We start from the raw sequence: 19,728 nt of genomic DNA, 5'->3' as shown, positions 1-19,728 counted from the left end.
TCCCCGGGTGCAAGTGCTGGGTGGTGGTCTGGACGCGCCCCCGGCGGCGCGTCGACCCCTGCACCCGGGGCACATGACGCCGGGAAGTCTCGAGGAACGTTGAACAATTCGTGCTGCTATCGAGCGCGTCGGGCGCGCGGTGTCCTGCCCCGTTCAGCCCAGGTTGAGCGGGGCGTACGGGGTGGTGTCGACTTCGGGGGCGGTGTAATCCTCACCGCCGAGGTTGAGGTGCTGGATCGCGCCGTTGCGGATCGACCAGCAGTAGCTTGCATCGAACTCTCCGGTGCAGGCTTCCCCGTTTCCGGGCATCGAGCCGGCCGAAGCGATTCCGGTCGCGCAGAGCATCGCTGCAGCAGGCAGGGCGAGTGCGATCACGGCACCGAGTAGCGCCTTCCTAACCATCATGGTCCTCCTTTCTCCTGGTTCGACACGGGCACAGGGCTTTTGCGCTGACCGCGAGAGTTGTCCTGCATCGTTCGGGTGGTTCGGAATGTTGGATGCCGTCGCAGGGCCGATGGTTCCCGGCCACGCGCGTGGCGTGAATCACAGCCAAGGTGAGGCCTCTCGCATCCTCGGCATCCAAGGGCCAGGCCCGGCGGTATCACCTAGAGGGAGAAGCTCAACAGTCTCGAAATGCGTCGCTGGTGAAGCGCAGCGGCGATCGACTAGGGGTGGACCCGTGACGTCCTCGTTCGCCGGCGACCCGTCAAGCGTGTGGATATTCGCCATCTTCGACAGCCGCCTAGTGCGGCGCCGCGCGGGCATGGGAACTTCCCGCGCATTCAGCGCATCGAACGGTTGTCCGTATCAATCACTTTCTGATGGAGGAACTTCCGTGTTGAAACCGAAAACGATGGCCTGCACTCTTCTCGTTGCTCTCGCCGTCCCGTTGGCGGCCGGTGCTGCCGTGGCGCAAGCGGAGGCGCTCTCGCCGACACTGCGCCACACCGCCAGCGTGCTGTGCGTCGCCGTCGGTGTCTCTACGTATGCTGACGGGTCCGTGTGGGCCGTGGAGGATTGCAGCGGAATGCGCATAAGCACCCAGATCGGGTAGAACTCGTACTACGACCAGCGACATTGGAGTCAGGGATGTCAATAAAGAAGGTCCAGATCACCGCCAAGGCGGCGGCGGAGGAGGAGTTCGAGCGGTTTCTGCGCCGGCTTCCTCCCGAGGACAGACCGTCGGGCCCGCCCACCTTGAAGTATCTGCTCGATCGATACGGGGTATCACCCGACGAGCTCGAATTACTCGATGAGTTCGGTTTGCGCCATCGATTCTCGTTGGGCTCTCTCAGCGCCCTGGATCCCGATACTCCGATCCAGATCGCGTTCCGACGCGCGGATGCCGACTACGACTTCCCAGCGTTGGAGCCGGGCGTGTTACTCCTCAAGGAGTATCTCGTCTCCGAGGCACCTGAAAACACCTAAGCAGGGAGGCGGATACGCCAACATCTCGGCCCGCGCCGATCACTCGCTCGTGCCGTGAAGCAAAACTCGGGTGTGGTGGCTAGCGGGTTGACCGGGGCGGTTTCGGGTAGGGGGCATCGGCGGGCATTCGATGTACGGGAACGTGCGCATCGAAGACGTTGGTTCCGCCGATGACCCTTGTCTCACCAAGGCAAAGCGCCTGTGCCTCCAAAGTGGTGATGTCTCCGGACACGCCGGGCAACCATTACGACGGACACGCTGGACAGTCCTGCAACGGCTCGCACGAATCCTTGTGGGTCGTCCGTGGTGAGACTGATTGTCTCGATATCGCGTTTGGTCAGGCCATTTCGCGTGATCACAGCGCCCCGCTCCAGGGAAATCGCGACGTTCGCTTGGGCGGTGGTTGCCAGGTGTGATCGGTGATGCAACCCGAGGCCGATAGGTCCACGGAAACTCTCAAACATGATGAGGTGCGGACATGAGCGAACCGTCCACTCCGGAGCTGATCGACTCCGTGATCACCGCTGGCGGGTGGTACGACCTGACGATCGAAGGTGATGAACGCGCACTGTCGATCACGCAGCGGCGCGGTGCGACACTGAATCCGCCTGTCCCGCTGACGATCACACCACAGCAACAACTGTCGGACTACTACTGCCTCTGCGCGAACGACGCGCCGCCGGGCAGGTCGCCTTGGGAGGAGTGGATGCTGCTCATGTCCGTCCACCTTGAAGAGGCAGTCTAGAAACTTGACCAAATCGATGGTGCGGCCCGGATCGTCATCGACGACAACGGGTTCTGGGCCGAGGCCATCGGCTGACCTGACAGTCCGACTGGCCCCAACGGCGGCGGTCCACGGCGGGTTAGGAGGAACTGGCGACGATATTGACACGCCCGAAACGATTCACCGGCGGGGGAGATCTGGCTCGCCGACCGGCATGAGGTGGGGATTCGGGGGCCAAGGGCCCCGAGACCTCGCCACCTGCGCCGAGATTGTTTCCTGGCGTAGCGGGACACCAACCGCGGCGACGACTGAACGGGAATCACGCACGACACCGCGAGTACGTGAGTTCGCGGACGACAACGACAACATGAGGGGAAAGCTGATGAGAAGACGACCTGTCTCGGCCATCGGAGCGCTCACTGCCGCGGCCGCGAGCGCAGTACTTTTCGCTGCCCCAGCGGCCGCGGCACCGAATGCCGTGTACCACAAGACGGTTTCCCCCGATTTCGGACTGTGGGGATTTAGCGACGAGGCATCCTGCTGGCAACACCTCGCCGAAACCTTCGGGCCACACCTGTCCTCGATCGAGGACTGCCAGTGGCGCGCGAACAGTGGAATCGGCCCGGACCGCAGCGGCCGCGACCCGGGCGCGTTCTACATCTACACCAACGACCCGTCACCGGCGTAGCACCGCGACCTTGCGCGCATCAAGATGAGGGCAGGTCGGGTCCTCGTTTTCTCCGCCGTGAGCCTTGTCGTAGTCGTACCAGCGCTGCCGCTCACTGATCAATGCTGCGATCGTGTCGGCAGGCCAGTCACCGGGAGCGTCCGGGTCCGACGGTGAGCAGGCCGACGCGGCGCCGAGTGCCGCTAGCAGTATCACTGTGGTCCGAACCAGTCGCATCGTCGGCTCCTCTCGAACCCGAGTCCGTATGGCAGTCTTGCGGCGTCATCGAGACGGTGGGGTGTGGACCGGGCTCCGGCCGGGAAATAGTGCTGCGACTACTGTTTTGCTGTTTTCAGCGATTTCACCTCTGCGGTGAGGAAGTCGCGGAGGCTGGAGAACTTCCTGATGTCGCCGTCGAAGTCCCACACGGGAGCGCTGTCGCAGTCGCTGTCGTCGGCGCATCCGGTGGTGAGGATGAATTCGCTCTGATTGTCGTTGGTGCCGATAATGATGAGGTCGTCGAAGGAGTCCACGCCGAACTCGTCTATCTGCGTGTCGGAGTCGTGTGCAACCTGGAGCAATATCTCGCGCTCGCGTGAGTCCGGGGTGAGCTGCTGCGTCGAGAACAGGGCGGTGGTGCCGAAAGCGAATTCCCAGCCGTTGGCGTGTTCGAGCCAATTGCGCAACTGCCGGTCCAACCGCTTGCCGAGACGTTGTTCGGCGGCGTCGATCTGCTCCGCGGTAGCCGGCGGGTTCGGCGGCGTCACCATCCAGGTCAGGTCCACGTTTCCTCGGCCGTGGGTCATGTCGTAGTCGTACCAGCGGTGCTGTTCACTGATCAGTGCCGCGATCGTGTCGGCACACCAATCACCGGCAGCATCGGGGTCCGGTTGTGAGCAGGAGGTGCAGGCCGTCGCCTCGATCGCCAATGCTGGCCGCTGTTCTCTTGCCACTGCTACCTACTTCCTGCGCTGGTTCTGCACCGCGACACCGGAGATGACCTGCGACGACAAGTGCGTGGCGATCCCGACTGACTGACCCATGTTGCCTAACGGATTCCAGGAGAGGGCTTCTTTGAAGTTCGCGCGGCCGGGAAGTAGTGCTGCGACTACCGTTTCGCTGCTTTCAGCCCCTCGACTCTCTTGGTGAGGAAGTCGCGGAGGCCGGCGAACTTCTCGATGTCGCCGTCGAAGGCCCACACGGGTGCGCTGTCGCAGTCGCTGTCGTCGGCGCATCCGGTGGTGAGGATGAAGCGGCTCTGGTTGTCGTTGGTGCCGATAATGGTGAGGTCGTCGAAGGAGTCCACGCCGAACTCGTCTATCTGCGTGTCGGTTTCGCCGATCCCTTCGAGGAAGATGTCGCGCTCGGGTGAGTCCGGGGTGAGCTGATCTGTCGAGTACAGGGTGGTGGTGCCGAAAGCGAATTCCCAGCCGTTGGCGTGTTCGAGCCAATTGCGCAACTGCCGGTCCAACCGCTTGCCGAGACGTTGTTCGGCGGCGTCGATCTGCTCCGCGGTAGCCGGCGGGTTCGGCGGCGTCACCATCCAGGTCAGGTCCACGTTTCCTCGGCCGTGGGTCATGTCGTAGTCGTACCAGCGGTGCTGTTCACTGATCAGTGCCGCGATCGTGTCGGCACACCAGTCACGGGGAGCGTCGGGGTCCGACGGTGAACAGCCCGCCCCCGCGGCCAGTGCCGCCAGCAGTATCACTGTGGTCCGAACCAGTCGCATCGTCGGCTCCTCTCGAACCCGAGTCCGCTTCGCTGGTTTCAGCGTCGTCGAGACCCTGGGTGTGTACACCGTTTCGGCCGGGAAGTAGTGCTGGGACTACCGTTTCGCTGCTTTCAGCGATTCCACCTCTACGGTGAGGAAGTCGCGGAGGCTGGAGAACGTCCTGATGTCACCGTCGAAGGCCCACACGGGTGCGCTGTCGCAGTCGCTGTCGTCGTCGCATCCGGTGGTGAGGATGAAGTCGCTCTGGTTGTCGTTGGTGCCGATAATGATGAGGTCGTCGAAGGAGTCCACTCCGAACTCATCTGTGCGCGTGCTGGTTTCGTCGATCCCTTCGAGGAAGATCTCGCGCTCGGGTGAGTCCGGGGTGAGCTGCTGCGTCGAGAACAGGGCGGTGGTGCCGAACACGAATTCCCAGCCGTTGGCGTGTTCGAGCCAATTGCGCAACTGCCGGTCCAGCCGCTTGCCGAGACGTTGTTCGGCGGCATCGATCTGTTCCGCGGTGGCCGGCGGGTTCGGCGGCGTCACGAACCGGGACAGGTCCTCGTTTTCTGCGCCGTGGGCCTTGTCGTAGTCGTTCCAGCGCTGCCGCTCACTGATCAATGCTGCGATCGTGTCGGCACACCAATCACTAGATGCGTCGGGGCCCGGCTGTGAACAGGCCGCGGTCGCGGCGAGTGCAGCCAGCAGTATCACTGTGGTCCGAACCAGTCGCATCGTCGGCTCCTTCGTTCGGCAGGAAGGACCGCGAACCTGCCCTTCGATCTCGTCTCGATTGAATCTGCCCGATGTCTGCACGACCCACGGGTTGACATACTGGTATGCGGTTCACCCTATTTCGGCGGCTGAGCTTTGAGCTCCTCGGCCACCGAGATTAGGAAGTCTTGAAGTCCGTTGTACTTCTCGTGGCTACCCTTCAGTCCCACACCGGGGCGCTGGCACAGTTGTCGTCCGGGCAGCCGGTCGTGAGAATGAACGTATCTGAGACGTCGTTGGCGCCAATGAGGATCAGGTCGTCGAGGGATTGGACGCCGAGTTCGTCCGCAGTGACGCCGAACTCGTCCATCAGGTCGTTCATGATCGTGCGTACGGGGGAGTCGGTGGTCAGCTCGCTGGTCGAATACAGACTCGATGTTCCCGCGAAGGATTGCCAACCGTCGGCGTGTGCGAACTGCTGTCGCAGTTGCTGATCGAAGTGCGTCCCCAGCCTCTGCTCGGCAGCGCTGATCGATGCTTCAGTCGCGGGCGGGTTCGGCTTGGTGGCGATCCACTCCCGATCCAGGTTCGGGTGGCGCGCCCTGGAGTAGTCGTACAACCGCTGCTGCCCGCTGGTCAGGTTCACGATCGCTTCTTCGCACCAGTCACCGGGAGCGTCGGGGTCCGACGGTGCACAGGCCGCGCCGGCGGCCAGTGCCGCCAGCAGTATCACTGTGGTCCGAACCAGTCGCATTATCGGTTCCTTGTCCTTCGGTCCGACGAAGGGATGTATTTCGGTCGTGCCGTAATTTCCCGCCGCCGGGACCCGGTGATTGAGGGTCGCTGCTCTGTGGTTCATATCTGGTTCAGCGTGTCGATCTCCGATTGGAGGAACGTTTTGAAATCGTCGTATTTGGTGACGTCCCCGTGGCCGAACTCGTATACCGGCATGCTCGCAGTCTCGGGGTTGGGGGCGGCTTCGATGGCGATGAAGTTCGAGCCCTCCTCGGTTCCGCCGATGACGATCAGGTCGTCGAACGAGTCGACGCCGACCCTGTCGGGCGTGAGTTCCCCGCTCTCGCTGTACACCTGAAGTCCCTGTGCGGGGAGCGAGTCCCGTGCGATGCTGTCGAGGGGGAGGAGGTCGGTGGCGCCGGAGAACGACTTCCAGCCGTTCACGTGGTGGAGCCATTGCGTGTACTGCTGATCGAAGTGCACACCGAGACGTTGTTCAGCAACGTGGATCGCTTCGTCTGTTGCGGGCGGTTCGGGGCTGGTCAGCATCCACGAGCTGTCGATCCCGTCGGTCCTTTCCTTCTCGTACCAGGCTCGCTGCGCGTCCGTGAGTTCGGTGATCGCGGTCTGATACGAATCGTCGGCAGGGGTTTGCTCGTCTGGACCGGTTGAGGTGCAGGCCGTCGCCTCGATCACCAGTGCTGGTGGCTGTTCTTTTGCCACCGCTACCTACTTCCTGCGCTAGTTCTGCACCGCGACACCGGCGATGACTGCAATGACATGTGCGTTGGCGTTGGCGTTGGCGATCGCGACTGACTGATCCATGTTGTCTCCTAACCCATGGTGTTTGCTATCGGGCGAAGTGAGTGAAGGCCCTGTCCGGGTCGGGGAGTGGAGTGCCCGGGTAGCGCAGTAATGCCGGCTGGAAGGGCATGAGCCAGCCGATGATGCGGGTGACTCGTCCTGCGTGATGTTCACGGGTGGGTGTGTGGGTGAAGCCGCAGTCACGGTAGAACGCGGCGAGCGTGGGACTGGCGGCGCTGGCGACGAGCACGACCTCGCGCTCATCCGCCCAAGTGAGCAGGCTGGCACCGAGGTCGTAGGCCGCGCGTCGTGCGATGAGGCTTACGGGTCCCTCGTGTGGGAGGTAGGCCCAGTCGGTGACTTCGATGCAGCCGTGACCGCGGACGACGGTGATCGTCGCGGTCGCCGGTGCGGACCCGGGCTCGTGGGTGGCGCGGACCGCTGAAGCGGTGATCATCGTCCACCACGCCACGAAGCCGGCCACGGAGATGCCGACGAAGACGAAGCGCGAGGAGAGCGACGGCGTGGATTGGGCGAGTGCGGTGTTCAGTACCAGGAACGCGACGAATGCCACGAGCACGGCGACGATCACGCGGCCGCGGCGGCGGGTGACGGAGCTGCGCCGCCGCATGACGTGGGCCGCTCGGGTGCTGCATCGCACGGCACGCAGGCGCGTGCCGGCGCCGGTGGTGCGGTTGGCGGACGCCCATTTGCGGGCGTTTCGCCAGGTCATAGCGTCGGTGGGTGCTGGTTCTTGTGTCATGCGCGGAAAGGTAACGGCTTACCCGGACACCGAGCCGGGTCCGATGCGCAAAGCGCCCCGGCGCCACCCGTTGCCGCGTTTGCAATCCCGTTCCGGACCCCGGTCAGCCCCCTGCGCTTGATGACCGATCTCGACCCGGCCATCAAGCGCAGCCGCAGATCCTGACGACCATTCAGGCGTAGTTGGTCAGTCGAGGTAGGTGGGGATGTCGAGTTCCTCGACTTCGAGCAGGCCATCGGGGTCGAACGGGTTGTTCCACGGCGCGGCCGGCTCGCTCATGTCGTTTCCGTCGCTGTCGAAGGTGGGAATGTCCAGGTCCATGACTCTGCTCCTCGTTCGGTCTGTTCGAATTGGGTTCTACTTGTTGGATGCGCCGGGAGCAAAGAAAGTTCCCGACGCCCGCCCCGAGTTTCTGGGTGGGATGCTGCATCGCCCGGATCCACCTCGACCACACTTCAGTCGAGAAGGAGATCGGATCGCCCGAGCACGGCCCGCCAGCGGCCACACGCGCCCCTGACCCAAACTAGATCATCCGACTGTCGTGAGACGCGAAGGATCTGCCGGGCCATGGTTGGACAAAATGGTCAGTAGGAGTTCAGATCGTTGACGTCCTGGACTATCGCACCGAGGATCACGGCGTAGACGACAATGAATCCGACGGTGATCACTGCCCAGAGCAGAAGCGCAATCTTACCGAGCCTCTTCGCGCGATTGGAAGCGTTCTGCGCGCCCTGGAAGTCTCCAACAACCCACAGGGCCACCACCTTCGAGGACTGGCTGAACGCAGAGAAGGCCAAAGGCCAAAAAAAGATGACGGCCGCAGCAGCCCATCCGGCGTGCGGAGAGGGCATCGGCGCCCGGCCATAGTCGTGAGCGGGGGCGGGGTACTGGTTCGGGTACATCGAATCTCCGTCGAGTGGGGTCGGCTGCGCCGAGTGCGGCTTACTCGGCTGGTCACAGGAGTAGACGCGGCCCCCGGCGGGAAGGTTCCCGGACCCGCTGTTACCAAGATCGCATCGCGAACTCCGCCGAGCACGGCCCGAACCCCTCGCAGGATCGCCGCGCACACCGTTGCCGCGATCTTCATCCACCGCGGACACCACCGACACCCAGGGGTCGGGACCCGCCCGGTAGGCCACGCGCAGCTCGCGGTGCACACTGTCGGGAACATTCCGTGGTGCCGGCGCGTCCAACGCTCGAGCAGCCATGACGGCCAGACGAAAGGACGTGAACCACCCAAAATGACACCCGACGAAACCCCTTCCCTGTTGGACCAGATCCTGGATGTCCTCGTGCATGAGGTGGGCGAACATCTGCCCGATGATCTGTGGGAACACATGATCGGCGTCGCACTCGACCCGAATACCCCGGACGTGGACTCAGACCTCGTGCCGACGATGGACGACACCGTGAATACCCCCGCTGAGGACACCGACGTCGATCTCCACGACCTGTTGACGGGAAGCCACGGCACCGACCATCACGACACGGGTGTCGATCTCCACGATCTGCTGTCGGGCGGCGGTCATGGCACCGGCCTCGGGCACGACGACATCGAGATCGGGCACGACGACGGCACCAGTCTGGGGCATGACTCGGCTTTCGGCCACGACGACGCCGGGTTCGAGACCGACGGGTACTGATCACACCGGGATGCTCCGGTTGGATGACCATGACCGCAGCCGCGATGGAATTCATGGCGGCTGCTAGGCTCCGAAGTCTGGGCGCTGGGGAGGCGGCCCGAAACAGAACCACCGGGGGAGATCGATCCAGTGAGCGAAACCGAGCTGCTTGCGCGCTGCCGCGACGGTGACCGGGCCGCGTTCGCCGAACTCATCGCACCGCAACGACAAAGCGCCTGGAACATCTCCCTGCGGATCACCGGCAACCGTGAAGACGCCGAAGACGCACTGCAGAACGCACTCATCGCGGCCTGGCAGAATCTCGGAAAGTTCAACGGCGAAGCCCGCTTTGGCACGTGGTTCTATCGTGTTGTATCCAACGCGGCCATCGACATCCACCGCCGCCGCGCCGCCCGGATTGCCACCGACTTCGTCGACCCGACGGAACTGGTCGACCTCACCACCGCGAGCAGCGCGCCCTCGGTGGAAGACCGCGTCGTCGACGTCGACGCCGTGCGCCGTGCGCTCGCCGAACTTCCCGCCGAATTCCGCGAGGCCATCGTGCTGCGCGAGTTCACCGACCTGTCCTACGCCGAGATCGCCGAACACCAAGGCATCGGTGTGCAAACGGTGAAGAGCCGAATCAGCCGCGGCAGAACACAACTCGAAGCGTTGCTCGCCGCATGAACCCCACGAACTCGATCCTGGATTGCGCTTCGGGCCGAAGCGATGGGCCGACGCCCCGCGCCGGCCACCGAGCTAAGACGCCGCGGTGTTACCGTGTGTCGGAGCATCGCGGAGGGGAGCCGCGCGGACCGGTTGCACGGCCGATGACTCGACGTGGGGCGCACCAAGGACGAACGCACCCTTTGCTTGATCTGCCCACTGTTGCGCACGCGCCCCCAGGCGCGTAGGAGACCTGTGGCGAGACTCGGACCTCAACGGCCAACTCGCCCCAGACGTGCCCCGGCGGAAGGGAGAGCCGCCGGGGCACTTCCATTCCGTGCCCCGTTCGATCAACCACGCATGGCGCGGATCCGCCGGTCGTACTGCGCATCTGCCTGGCGATCTGGATCAGCCACTTCTCGTTCCGGCCCGATATCAAGGATCGCCGGGTCGTACAGCAAAGAGACCGAATCGACGGCGGCCCGAACACAACTCGTAGCGATGGCTCGCGGCGTGACTTAGCCCGACACGGTAGGTCAGCGCGTCGGGGGTGGTTGTGGTCAATCGGAGAGCCGGTCCGTAATTGACGACTTCGGTACGCGCTCACCTCGTAGGTACCGACCTCACGCGTGCATGGTGTCGGTCGCTGATGATGCAATGGATGCGAGGAGGGTTCCATGCTCATCGAGTGCGCTGACTGCGACGCGATGTTCGACCCGCGTCCGTCGGGGCGTGGGCCGAGCCGTCAGCGTTGCCCCGAACACGTCAAACAACGCAAGCAGGACCTCGTCCGGGCACGCGACATGGTCAACCGTGCAGCGGGATGGGGAGTGGAGACCGAACTTGTAGTTGCCCGCGAGGTGTTTGAGCGTGACGGGTGGATCTGCCACCTGTGCGGGGCACTGATCCCGGAAACTCTGCGAACAGCCCGAGTAACCGGGGGCACGCATGAACCGCTGTCCCCCGTCATCGACCATGTGATTCCGCTGTCAAAGGGCGGCCCTCACACGATGGACAACTGTCGCGCGGCTCACTGGGACTGCAATGCGCGCAAGCACAACACCGAGCCGGGTACGCGGGTCCCGATGGAGGGGGAGCCGACTCCGCCGCTAGTGAAGCGAAGCGGCGGGGTAACCGGTCGCAGATGTGATCTCGACGGGTGTGAGCGCCAGCACTTCACTGGCGGGCTGTGCCAGTCGCATGCCCGTCGATTGAGGGAGTACGGCGACCCGAACAAGGTTAGATGCGGCTGCGGCTGCGGCGAGCTGATCACCGTCGCGCCCAGCGTTGCCCGCGCGATGACGTACCTCGACGGGCATGGTCTGAGCGGCGTTGTTGCGTCGCCCGAGGTGAAGCTGAAGGAGAGTCTCGTTCCTCAGCCGGTATCGGAGCGAGGCAAGACCTTTCACGCGCTGACCGATGACTGCCAGGTTTGGACGGGCCCCAAGAACAAGCAAGGTTACGGCCGTATCTATGTGTGGGTGTCGGGTCAGAAGCGGAAGGGTCGAACATTCCTGGTTCACCGCTTGGCCTACGAGCTTGCAAACGGCGAGGGGTCAGCGCACAACCTCACAATCGACCACCTGTGTGGAGTCCCGTTGTGCTGCAATCCGAACCACCTCGAAGCAGTGACGATTGGCGAAAACCTCAGGCGCGCTGCCTTAGTCGTCCTCACCTGCCCAGGGGGCCACCCTTACGACGAGGAGAACACGCTTTACAACCTCGACGGGCACCGGAGGTGTCGCCAGTGCAACACCGACCGCAATCACGTTGAAATACACGGGCACGAGTTTGTCGCTGACACAGACAACACCAGCGCGCTGCGCCGACGATGCCTGATCTGCCGGCAACGAGCGGAATCCACGCCGCAGTTCTGTCCGCAAGGCCACGAGTACACCCCCGAGAACAAGCGGATTGACAACCAGGGCAAACGGTACTGCCAGCAGTGCATCTGGGATCGGACGCACATCCCGCAGTTCGGGCACCCGTTCGTACCCGACCCGGATGGCCCGGCCAAGAAGCGTCGGTGTCTTACCTGCCGCGAGTTGAACCCGCCGCCCGCGCACTGCATCAATGGACACGAGTTCACCGACCAGACGACTGAGTACACGGCTAAGGGGTGGCGCAACTGTGTGCTGTGCCGCCTCAACGCCGATCATGTGCCGAAGCATGGGCACGAGTATGTGATCGACACGAGCAACCCAACGACGGTACGCCGCTGCCTCGTCTGTTACGAGGCGAAAAAGGCGGTGCCGCAGTTCTGCCCGGCCGGTCATGAGTTCACGGCGGAGAATACGTTCCTGAAGAATGGGTGGCGAAACTGCCGGGCCTGCGGGCGCAATCGAGGTCACCGGAAGCATTACGGTCACGACTTCGTCCCCGACCCTGACAGCGGTAAACGGGTGAGTTGCCGGACCTGCGCTGGCGGGCGCGTGGTCACCAGCTCGGCGACGTTGGTCTACCCTCGCCCGCCACACCCGCAGGAGGCTCCACCATGACCACCGACAAGACCCCCGCCGATCGGCCCGAGCTCGACGAGTTCCTCGGCCCCAATCAATGCTTCGCGCACCTCATACCGCCGTACGACCACCAGGCCGTCGAGGACCAGGCCGCCGCGCTGCTGCCGCATGAGGGCCTCGCCGAGTTCCTCGACGTCGAGCGACCGTCTGATCCGTAGTCAGAAGATCCGTTTACGCAGCGCAGCCCCGACCAGGACGGCCGGGGCTGCGGGTGGTGGGGGATTGCTCGGTCGGAGTGTAGAGACGCGACGGGCTGCGGGGATTACGTGGAGTCGGGTCGGGGGTGGTGGGACGCGTACCCAGCGCGCCAACAACGGGCCATCAACGTTTCGCGGCTGGTGCCGCCCACGACCCGCCACGGGTTCGCGTCGAGCCGTTCTCGGCGCAGTGACGCGGCACGGCCCAGCGCGTGCGCAGCGCGGAATGCGTCGCCGCCGGCGCTCACTCGGCTACCTCGACCGCGGCGGCCGGGGCCTCAAGGTAGCGGTAGATCGTCGCCCGGGACACGCCCAGTATCCGCGCGATTTCCGGGGCGGAAAGGCCCTTCGCCTTCCATGCGCGGGCCCGCTCGGCGTCGGTGGCGTCAACCTTGCGGGGCCGGCCAACCTTGCGACCGTTCGCGGCTGCGGCGGTGAGTCCTGCGCGGGTGCGCTCGATCATCATTTCCCGTTCGGGCTGTGCGAACGCGGCCATGATCGTGAGCATCGCCCGGCCCATCGGCCCGTCGGTGGTGATGCCATCGGTCAGCGAACAGAACCCAACACGCTGCGTGTTGCGGCCGAGCCGGTCGAGCTTCCACACGACCAGGGTGTCGCGCGGGCGCCGGTAGTCGAGCACGGCGTCGAGCTGTGGACGTGACGTCTTGGAACCCGAGACACCGTGATCGGTGAACACGCGGTCGACACCAGCGGCGGCCAGTGCGTCGAGCTGCAGCTGCGGATTCTGGTCGGTGGTGGACACTCGCGCGTATCCGATCAGTGACATGCGTTCCCCTGCCTAGGGTTTCTCGTTATCCCGTCGGTTGCGCGGTTTTGACACTTCGGCTTTCGAGATGGGATTGCAAGACACCTCGGCGGCGTGTTTCCGCAGGACGACTGTCAGTTTCAGAAGTCGACTGCACGGATATCAGCAGTGGTGAGGCACAGGCTGCGGATGTGGCGGTCGCGGTAACGATCGTTCCCGGCGAGCTTGCCCGTCACCTGAGGATCACCGCGTGAACTTGATGCTGTATCCGGCCAGACCATCGATCCTCAGGCTGTACTCGACACCCTCAAGCGTTTTCATGTTCCAGCCTTCCTTGACGCTCAACGACTCGTTCACGGGCAGGCTGAGAGCTGAGGTGACCGAGCGCAAGCCGACGTCGCCGTCGCTCACTTCCCGGATGTCGCCGTATTCGCCCTGTTCGGCGTTTATCGCCTGGGTGTGGACCGTAGTCGGATTGGTTGAGTCAGGCGATATGTTCTTGATGGTGATCGGGAAGTAGACGCTCACGGGCTGCAGAGGCCGGTCATACAGGATGATCGCGTCCTCACTCGGCGTGAACTCGACCGGTGCGCCCACGGTGATCTCCAGCTTCACCTCGCCCGACCGCACCGTGTCGCTGTAGATCGCGGTCTGACCGAACTTGCATGGATCTCCAAAAATTTGTTTCGTATCGCAGATCATCGGGTCAGCCGACGAGGAGGGATCCGCTTCCCGTTCCGGAGCAGGCTGCGGGGAGGACTGCTCGGCGTTCGAGGCTGCCACGGCGTCGGTCGTGGACGCGTCGCTGTCGTCTTCCAATATCGCCCCGACGGTCATGATGCCCACCCCGACAACCGCGACGCCGCCGAGTGCAGCCCACAATCGCCAGGGGGTCTTTGGCTTTGGTCGACGGAAGGTCATGGTGGTTCGCAGGCGGCCCTTCTGTTGGGTGACCAGCTCCCAGCCTTCCTGCTGCTTGCTTGTGATCGTTTTCGCCTCGGTGCCCCGGATCGCCTTGATCTCGGTGACCTCGTACCGTATTTCCTCGCCGGTCATGTCTCTTCCGTACTTCGATAGCGGTGTTGTGGGTGAACCCGTACCCAAGGACGGGGAATCCAGGTGCACGGTGCAGTTTGCACTATCCGGTTGGCATCCCCGGAGGCCATCCAAGAAACGGTCGATATCTTTAGCCCGCGGCGGCACTGGTCCGTTGAGCTGCGCTCTTGCGTCACGGACGATGTCCACAACGGGGTGATGGCCCAGGGATTCGCTGCTGATTTCGCGGAGCCCTTTGTTATCGAGTCGATACTGTGGGATGGCGAAGTTGGATCACTCACCGTCGAGGGAAGGTTCTTCCAGTTCGAGTAGTGCGGCATCGTCCGGGTGGAGGTTCTAGTTCGGTTCCACCGAGCGGGTCAGCGAATCGTCCCGATCGAACTCGTCGGAAGTCTGGACGAACTGCAGTCCCCGTTCCAGGACTTCGATTTTCTCGCGGTTGTCGCCGGACGAATCCGCGAAGAAGGCAGCGGCAACTGCGTCACGGACCAACGCCTCCGCGAGGTCCCAGTCCTGGACGTAGTTCTCGACGGGAACCAAATGGTCACGCCGCGTCGTCGCATCGGTGGTGCACCTCTTGGAAATAGACGCCGACCAGTTCCTGGGATCGATCCCGTTGCTACTGGAGACCGGATGCGATGGCCTTACCCTCAAAGCCTCTGCGCTGGACCTACCGCTTCGTCGCCGGCCACGGCTACTACCCCCTCGCAGCGGCAGGGTGGCTCATCGCAGTCCTGGCCCTCGCGGTTGGAATTGTCGCCTCCAACTCGGGGGACTTTGTGTCGGCCAGCCAAGCCGCACCACCGAGCTTCGCGCAGGCAGGGGTGATCACCAACCAACGCCCGAGACCCCGTCGCGCGACGGTTCCAGCGTCGCTCCAAATCAGAGCTCCACGGCACTACTCGGTGTCGTGGGGGAGAGTGGCCAGCGTTGACCAGTCGGTGCCATAGGCGGCGTGTACGTCGGTGAGGAACCGGTCGATGGGATCGATCAGTGTTGTGCGCCCCCTTTCGTCCGAGGCCATCACGATCCCGACGAGTCGGTACATGTGTGGTCCGGTGGAAATGTAGGCGGGGCCACCGGAATCGCCAGGGCCCACCGGGAGCCGCGCGGTGACCATGTTCGGAGCGATGGCGGTGACGGTGCCGCACGCGAGACCCGTATGTCTACCGATGTGGCAGATCCGGTCGTCGACGTGAGCGTCGGCGAATCCTTGAAGAACCTGGCCCCAGTCACGGTCGACCGATGAGATCTGGACGCTGGGGTAGAGCTCGATGACGCCGTAACCGCGGGCATCGCCACTGCTCACAACATCGCTTCGCTCGGGCACCGCGTCGGCGAACCGGCCGATCGGGCGCCGGGCGTTGTCGGTGACCGGGACTGTGGGGTCAGCACCGAGACAATGACCCGCGGTGAAAGCGAGCTTGGTGCCGTCGTCCGCGACACCGGTGAAGCCGATGGTGCATCCATTCGAATCGTGCACGATGCCACTGCCGGGATTGATCACCACGGGCGGCGACGCCGAAGCCGGAGTACAGATGCCCCCCACGATCGTCGCCGTCACCGCGGTCGCACACGCGATTGTGAGCCTGATCGTGCCACTCGTGCGCATCATGGTGTTCCGCCTCGCATGTCCCATTGGTGGGACCAAGGGTAGCGCAGGCGGTGTGGGGTTCGCGGCACCCCGCGAGTGCCGAATCCGACAGACTCTTGCCGTGGGGCTTATCAGGTGAGATGGGTTACCTGCTTCCCAGGTCTCCTGGGAAGTGTGTTGCGTCGAATCAGCCGACCGCTTCAGCTCACCCGCTCCGGGAAAGCTCACTGAGCCAGCGAGTGATGATTCCATCGAGATAGCGCAGCAACAGTGTGGGCTGTCGAAAACACGCGACGTCGATCACGGTGGAGCCGCCCTCTGGATTCCGGGCCCGAACTGTACACGCGCGGATTGGTCACACGCAGGATCGGCCCACATCGCCAAGAGCCATCGTCACTCTGTGTGCTGCACAGTCTCTCGGCGCAGTCCCTGGCGCACTTGGCTGTGAGGGGGTCTGAACGGAGTCGCAGCAACGCGTTCAACACCATTCCTGACTGTGGGTTCGTATTGTGCGCCATAACCAATTGCAGTGCCCGGGCATCAGTGATGCCCGCAGGCCCCAGTCGGATCATGCTCTGAACCCACAATCCGTAATGCCACCCGTCCCACCAGTACGAGGGCAGGACCCCTTCAACTGTCTGCTCCGACAGCCAATCGATAACTTCTTCGACCTCGCGTTCCATGATCCCGAGACGACTCAATAGGCAAACTACGACCGCAGACACATCGGGATGAGGCACATGCCAGCCAGTCGGCGCAAACATCGGATCCGAACTTCCGCCCGAACGGTAGGTCGGATAACCAGACATCGGATATCGGGACGAAATCAACTCGGCCAGAACATGTTCAGGGACTGCGAGGTCAAACCTTCTCAGCACCATCAGCGCTTGCGCTGTGCTGTCGTTATCTATTCCGACTCGTGAGTTGTATCCCCACCCTCTTCGATCCGAGAGCGACCATCGCAAGTAGTTCGCTGCACGTTCGCACAGGTTTGTCGCGCCAGGAGTGTCCTCCAGTACCACCGCGACGTGGGCAGTGATCCAGTCTGTCGAGGCACCCGGTAGCAGCATGAACCCGCGCAGCGAACCATCCCGATGCTGACTCGCCTCCAGATACCGGATGCCGCGGGCTATGGCGCTTGCCACATCGGGCTTCCCACCGGGGGGTATCGCAACGTGCCGATTCCGGGCGCGTTCGGAGGTCTCGATCAGCCGATCAAACCCCCCCAAGAACCCCAGCCTGACAAGTTGCCGCGGATCGCTCACTGCGATCCCTGCGTGAGACCCCGAATGAGTGCACGCACCTCGCGCTCACGACCGCATTGGCGTGCGGCACGAAGCGCGTGCTGGGCGTGCAACACGAGACCTCGCTCGATCGAAGAGCGGGACCGTCGCGCGAAAGACAGGCGCATCATTCCGAGAGCGGCAGCAGAGAGTCGGGGGAACATCGGCGAGGTGTTCGAACTCCACAAGAACTCGTTGGCGTGAAAACTCATCCAGTCCCGACTGAGATCGACGTAGTCGTCCCAAGCCGCAAAGAACCGCGCCAACGCTTCGAATACGCGAGACACGTGACGATCATCGGACGTATTCGCGAGTCGGCCGATGAATATGGTGGGGAGCCTCTTCGCGATCAGTGGAGAGCCGATTCCCATCTCTGATAGATACATACGTTCCAAAAGCACGGCCAGCGCTGCACGATCGCTGGGAGCATCCGCCAGCCGAAATGCCAGGCTACCTAGGACATGGTCGAAGAGTGCGACCACCGATCGGGCACTCGTACCCGAGGTTTGGGAAGATAAGCAGCGGATGTCGCCATTCATCCGCTTCCGAAGCCGCTGGGGGTCGAGGGCTTGTGCGGCCTCAGGAAGGTGTGCGGGACGCTCATCGACCAGGGTGTCGAAAGCCGCGACTGCCAAGTTGAAGGCGGCTGCCTCGTCGAGAATTTGTGATGCCACACCGCTTTGCCTCGGAATGCCCAGCTCCGCAATATTGGCTCCCCAACGCGCAACGCCGGTGACCCGCTCAGTGGTCCAGCCAGGAAGCACGTCTGTGTGTGTCTCGGAGGGTGTGAGAGCCGAGGTGACAGGCTGCAGGCGTTCGATCACATCCTCATGCGTCGCCAGGGCCTGGACTGGACCGCCGGCGAGTTGGACCAGGTTGTGCTCGACTCGCCGACGAGCGGGGCCCGACGATCCGAAACGCACACGAATGAAATCCGAAGCGATCACCAGATACTCGTATCGGATATCCAGCTGCTGGCCATCACCCGGGCTTGAAAACCTTCACCGTTTCCAAAGTATCCGGACACCACACCCTCGACAGAATCAACTGAGAAGGTAGCCGAGCCGAAATCTCCTTGGACCGTGCCGTTATCGCTGATCGTCACTCCCACCGTGCCGACAGACCATTGTTTCAACTCGGCATGGCTTTGATTGGACCAACGGCCTTCTTGGTACGCCCGCCCACCGTTGTAGATGCATCGAATGTAAATCTCGCGCGCAGCCGCCCGATCCCAGCTGGTCCCGCCCCAGATGCTGGAGCCGCCTTTTCGGTATACCGTGACCTGCGTACCCACGGTGTTGGAGAAGAAGAAGTTGTTCTTCCACGCTTCAACGTCTGCCTTCCAGCCTCCATCGCGACTGTAGACCGTTATTTCGCTCGCCATTGCTCGCTCCTGCCTGGAATGTTGCTGCAGCGTCACTGATGGTCTTTGTGCCCCATTGTGGACAGTGCGGCGTCATCTCGCGCGAGTAGCTCGCTACTCGAATATTCGGGCCCAGGCATGGGCGAGCGGTTGATCTCCGGATGGGCGTGAAAGATCGGACACGAACGTAATCGCCCCAATGTCCGAGGACCGATGTACGCGGAAACTGCTACGTGAGTCCAACTTGGTGCATAGTATCGACGGATGCCGGGCTTCTACCGGGCCTACGGGCAGCTGCGGCGGGGCGGGGGGCCATGGCGTTCACCGTTCCTAATTCCGCTTGTCGCCAACGCCAATCCGGTTGGCTTTCCCACGGAGGATTGGCATTTCGCTATCGACGCCGGCGCCGTGGCCGCGGATGTGGACGCCTTCCTGACAGGGGACGGCAACCTGATCAAGACGCTGTATGACTACCTGTCCTCGGGGAACCTGACGTTGACATTCACCATCCGCCCCTCCACCGGTCGTGTCGTACGGGATATCACGGTCCGCATTGTGGTGTTGGTGAGTTCTGCTGATTTGACCGTGGACAGCGGCGAGTTCGATGAAGAGGGCGCCCAGTTCGCTGCCTTCGAACTGCGGGTTGGACCGGGCACATCGCTGCCTCGGATCGATCTCACCGTTGGAATCAGGGACGCACGGATCAACCCCCAGCAGGTGGATCTCGCGAACTCGTTGACGGTCGCGGCGGGCGGCGTCGCGGTCTCGTCCATCTCGCTCACCGTCGACCCGAACGTCGATATCCCTGTCGACATGGCTGGGGGGTTGGTCGACGCCGACGTCACCAGGCTCCCAGGGGTCGAAACCAGCTACGTTCCCTTGCTGAACCAGTACTCGGAGCGTTCGCGCGACGTTCGCGGCGTCGACCTGCGTTGGCTGGACGATCCCGTGGCACCGCGCCCCGCGAGCGCAACGTGGGTACGCCTGGCGGGGAATCCGATGCAGCCCGTACCGCAGCTCAGGGCAATACTGCACACACCCATCCAGCCCGATCCACCCACGAACGTGTCGCCGACTGTCGCGGCCCTCGACGGCGGGTCGATGCGTCCCGGCGTA

At 63.3% G+C, this 19,728-nt stretch carries 24 protein-coding genes; 8 read left to right on the top strand and 16 right to left on the bottom strand.

The window, feature by feature from the left end; translation table 11 throughout:
* Positions 1–153: 153 nt before the first annotated feature.
* A complete protein-coding gene (locus OG921_RS16870) occupies positions 154–405 on the bottom strand; it encodes a hypothetical protein (RefSeq protein WP_266113644.1) in 252 nt (83 codons plus the stop codon).
* 684 nt (positions 406–1,089) lie between these two features.
* Between OG921_RS16870 and OG921_RS16865 the strand changes: the two genes are divergently transcribed.
* The 3 genes from OG921_RS16865 to OG921_RS16855 all read left to right on the top strand — a co-directional run bounded on the left by OG921_RS16865 (position 1,090) and on the right by OG921_RS16855 (position 2,840).
* Positions 1,090–1,428 carry a hypothetical protein gene (locus OG921_RS16865; RefSeq protein ID WP_266113643.1) on the top strand — a complete coding sequence of 113 codons (339 nt, stop codon included), beginning with the start codon at positions 1,090–1,092 and terminating at the stop codon, positions 1,426–1,428.
* Between the two features lie 478 nt (positions 1,429–1,906).
* On the top strand, positions 1,907–2,173 hold the full coding sequence (locus tag OG921_RS16860; protein ID WP_266113642.1) for a hypothetical protein: 267 nt from the start codon (positions 1,907–1,909) through the stop codon (positions 2,171–2,173).
* Between the two features lie 361 nt (positions 2,174–2,534).
* The gene (locus OG921_RS16855; protein ID WP_266113641.1) at positions 2,535–2,840 is read left to right on the top strand and encodes a hypothetical protein; all 306 of its coding nucleotides are present in this window, start codon (positions 2,535–2,537) and stop codon (positions 2,838–2,840) included.
* On the opposite strand, the gene OG921_RS16850 is transcribed toward OG921_RS16855, so the two are convergent.
* From OG921_RS16850 to OG921_RS16810, 9 genes are all read right to left on the bottom strand, one after another.
* On the bottom strand, positions 2,829–3,056 hold the full coding sequence (locus OG921_RS16850; protein ID WP_266113640.1) for a hypothetical protein: 228 nt from the start codon (positions 3,054–3,056) through the stop codon (positions 2,829–2,831). The two genes, OG921_RS16855 and OG921_RS16850, sit on opposite strands and share 12 nt — an antisense overlap.
* Before the next feature lie 98 nt (positions 3,057–3,154).
* Complete coding sequence (locus OG921_RS16845) at positions 3,155–3,772, bottom strand: SMI1/KNR4 family protein (RefSeq protein WP_266113639.1); 618 nt, start codon at positions 3,770–3,772, stop codon at positions 3,155–3,157.
* Between the two features lie 155 nt (positions 3,773–3,927).
* Positions 3,928–4,548: an SMI1/KNR4 family protein gene (locus OG921_RS16840; RefSeq protein WP_266113638.1), complete on the bottom strand. Its 621-nt coding sequence runs from the start codon at positions 4,546–4,548 to the stop codon at positions 3,928–3,930.
* Between the two features lie 96 nt (positions 4,549–4,644).
* Complete coding sequence (locus tag OG921_RS16835) at positions 4,645–5,265, bottom strand: SMI1/KNR4 family protein (protein WP_266113637.1); 621 nt, start codon at positions 5,263–5,265, stop codon at positions 4,645–4,647.
* Between the two features lie 199 nt (positions 5,266–5,464).
* Complete coding sequence (locus OG921_RS16830; RefSeq protein ID WP_266113636.1) at positions 5,465–5,998, bottom strand: SMI1/KNR4 family protein; 534 nt, start codon at positions 5,996–5,998, stop codon at positions 5,465–5,467.
* Positions 5,999–6,099: 101 nt separating this feature from the next.
* Complete coding sequence (locus OG921_RS16825) at positions 6,100–6,702, bottom strand: SMI1/KNR4 family protein (RefSeq protein WP_266113635.1); 603 nt, start codon at positions 6,700–6,702, stop codon at positions 6,100–6,102.
* 127 nt (positions 6,703–6,829) lie between these two features.
* Entirely contained in the window at positions 6,830–7,546 is a 717-nt protein-coding gene (locus OG921_RS16820) for a hypothetical protein (protein WP_266113634.1), read from the bottom strand.
* Positions 7,547–7,732: 186 nt separating this feature from the next.
* The gene (locus tag OG921_RS16815) at positions 7,733–7,867 is read right to left on the bottom strand and encodes a hypothetical protein (RefSeq protein WP_266113633.1); all 135 of its coding nucleotides are present in this window, start codon (positions 7,865–7,867) and stop codon (positions 7,733–7,735) included.
* Between the two features lie 263 nt (positions 7,868–8,130).
* The gene (locus OG921_RS16810) at positions 8,131–8,448 is read right to left on the bottom strand and encodes a CD225/dispanin family protein (protein WP_266113632.1); all 318 of its coding nucleotides are present in this window, start codon (positions 8,446–8,448) and stop codon (positions 8,131–8,133) included.
* A gap of 339 nt (positions 8,449–8,787) precedes the next feature.
* On the opposite strand from OG921_RS16810, the gene OG921_RS16805 reads away from it, so the two are divergent.
* The 4 genes from OG921_RS16805 to OG921_RS16790 all read left to right on the top strand — a co-directional run bounded on the left by OG921_RS16805 (position 8,788) and on the right by OG921_RS16790 (position 12,511).
* Positions 8,788–9,189, top strand: a complete 402-nt coding sequence (locus tag OG921_RS16805) for a hypothetical protein (protein WP_266113631.1) — start codon at positions 8,788–8,790, stop codon at positions 9,187–9,189.
* 129 nt (positions 9,190–9,318) lie between these two features.
* Entirely contained in the window at positions 9,319–9,855 is a 537-nt protein-coding gene (locus OG921_RS16800) for an RNA polymerase sigma factor (RefSeq protein ID WP_266113630.1), read from the top strand.
* A 656-nt stretch (positions 9,856–10,511) separates the two neighbouring features.
* Entirely contained in the window at positions 10,512–12,332 is a 1,821-nt protein-coding gene (locus tag OG921_RS16795) for an HNH endonuclease (RefSeq protein ID WP_266113629.1), read from the top strand.
* Positions 12,329–12,511, top strand: coding sequence for a hypothetical protein (locus tag OG921_RS16790; protein WP_266113628.1), 183 nt, complete (start codon positions 12,329–12,331; stop codon positions 12,509–12,511). The genes OG921_RS16795 and OG921_RS16790 overlap by 4 nt, the downstream gene beginning before the upstream one ends.
* Before the next feature lie 283 nt (positions 12,512–12,794).
* Here OG921_RS16790 and OG921_RS16785 read toward each other — a convergent pair whose 3' ends face one another.
* From OG921_RS16785 to OG921_RS16760, 6 genes are all read right to left on the bottom strand, one after another.
* A complete protein-coding gene (locus OG921_RS16785) occupies positions 12,795–13,337 on the bottom strand; it encodes a recombinase family protein (RefSeq protein WP_266113627.1) in 543 nt (180 codons plus the stop codon).
* Between the two features lie 222 nt (positions 13,338–13,559).
* Positions 13,560–14,372: a hypothetical protein gene (locus OG921_RS16780; RefSeq protein ID WP_266113626.1), complete on the bottom strand. Its 813-nt coding sequence runs from the start codon at positions 14,370–14,372 to the stop codon at positions 13,560–13,562.
* Positions 14,373–14,708: 336 nt separating this feature from the next.
* Positions 14,709–14,912: a hypothetical protein gene (locus OG921_RS16775; protein WP_266113625.1), complete on the bottom strand. Its 204-nt coding sequence runs from the start codon at positions 14,910–14,912 to the stop codon at positions 14,709–14,711.
* Positions 14,913–15,270: 358 nt separating this feature from the next.
* Complete coding sequence (locus OG921_RS16770; RefSeq protein WP_266113624.1) at positions 15,271–15,987, bottom strand: hypothetical protein; 717 nt, start codon at positions 15,985–15,987, stop codon at positions 15,271–15,273.
* Between the two features lie 1,240 nt (positions 15,988–17,227).
* Positions 17,228–18,196: a hypothetical protein gene (locus OG921_RS16765; RefSeq protein ID WP_266113623.1), complete on the bottom strand. Its 969-nt coding sequence runs from the start codon at positions 18,194–18,196 to the stop codon at positions 17,228–17,230.
* The gene (locus OG921_RS16760; RefSeq protein ID WP_266113622.1) at positions 18,193–18,633 is read right to left on the bottom strand and encodes a hypothetical protein; all 441 of its coding nucleotides are present in this window, start codon (positions 18,631–18,633) and stop codon (positions 18,193–18,195) included. Before OG921_RS16760 ends, OG921_RS16765 begins: the two co-directional genes overlap by 4 nt.
* 243 nt (positions 18,634–18,876) lie before the next feature.
* Between OG921_RS16760 and OG921_RS16755 the strand changes: the two genes are divergently transcribed.
* On the top strand, positions 18,877–19,728 hold an 852-nt coding region (locus tag OG921_RS16755; protein WP_266113621.1), incomplete at its 3' end, for a hypothetical protein.

The sequence above is a fragment of the Aldersonia sp. NBC_00410 genome (assembly GCF_026342035.1).
Lineage (GTDB): Bacteria > Actinomycetota > Actinomycetes > Mycobacteriales > Mycobacteriaceae > Aldersonia.
This window is presented reverse-complemented; position numbering and strand designations above follow the sequence as displayed.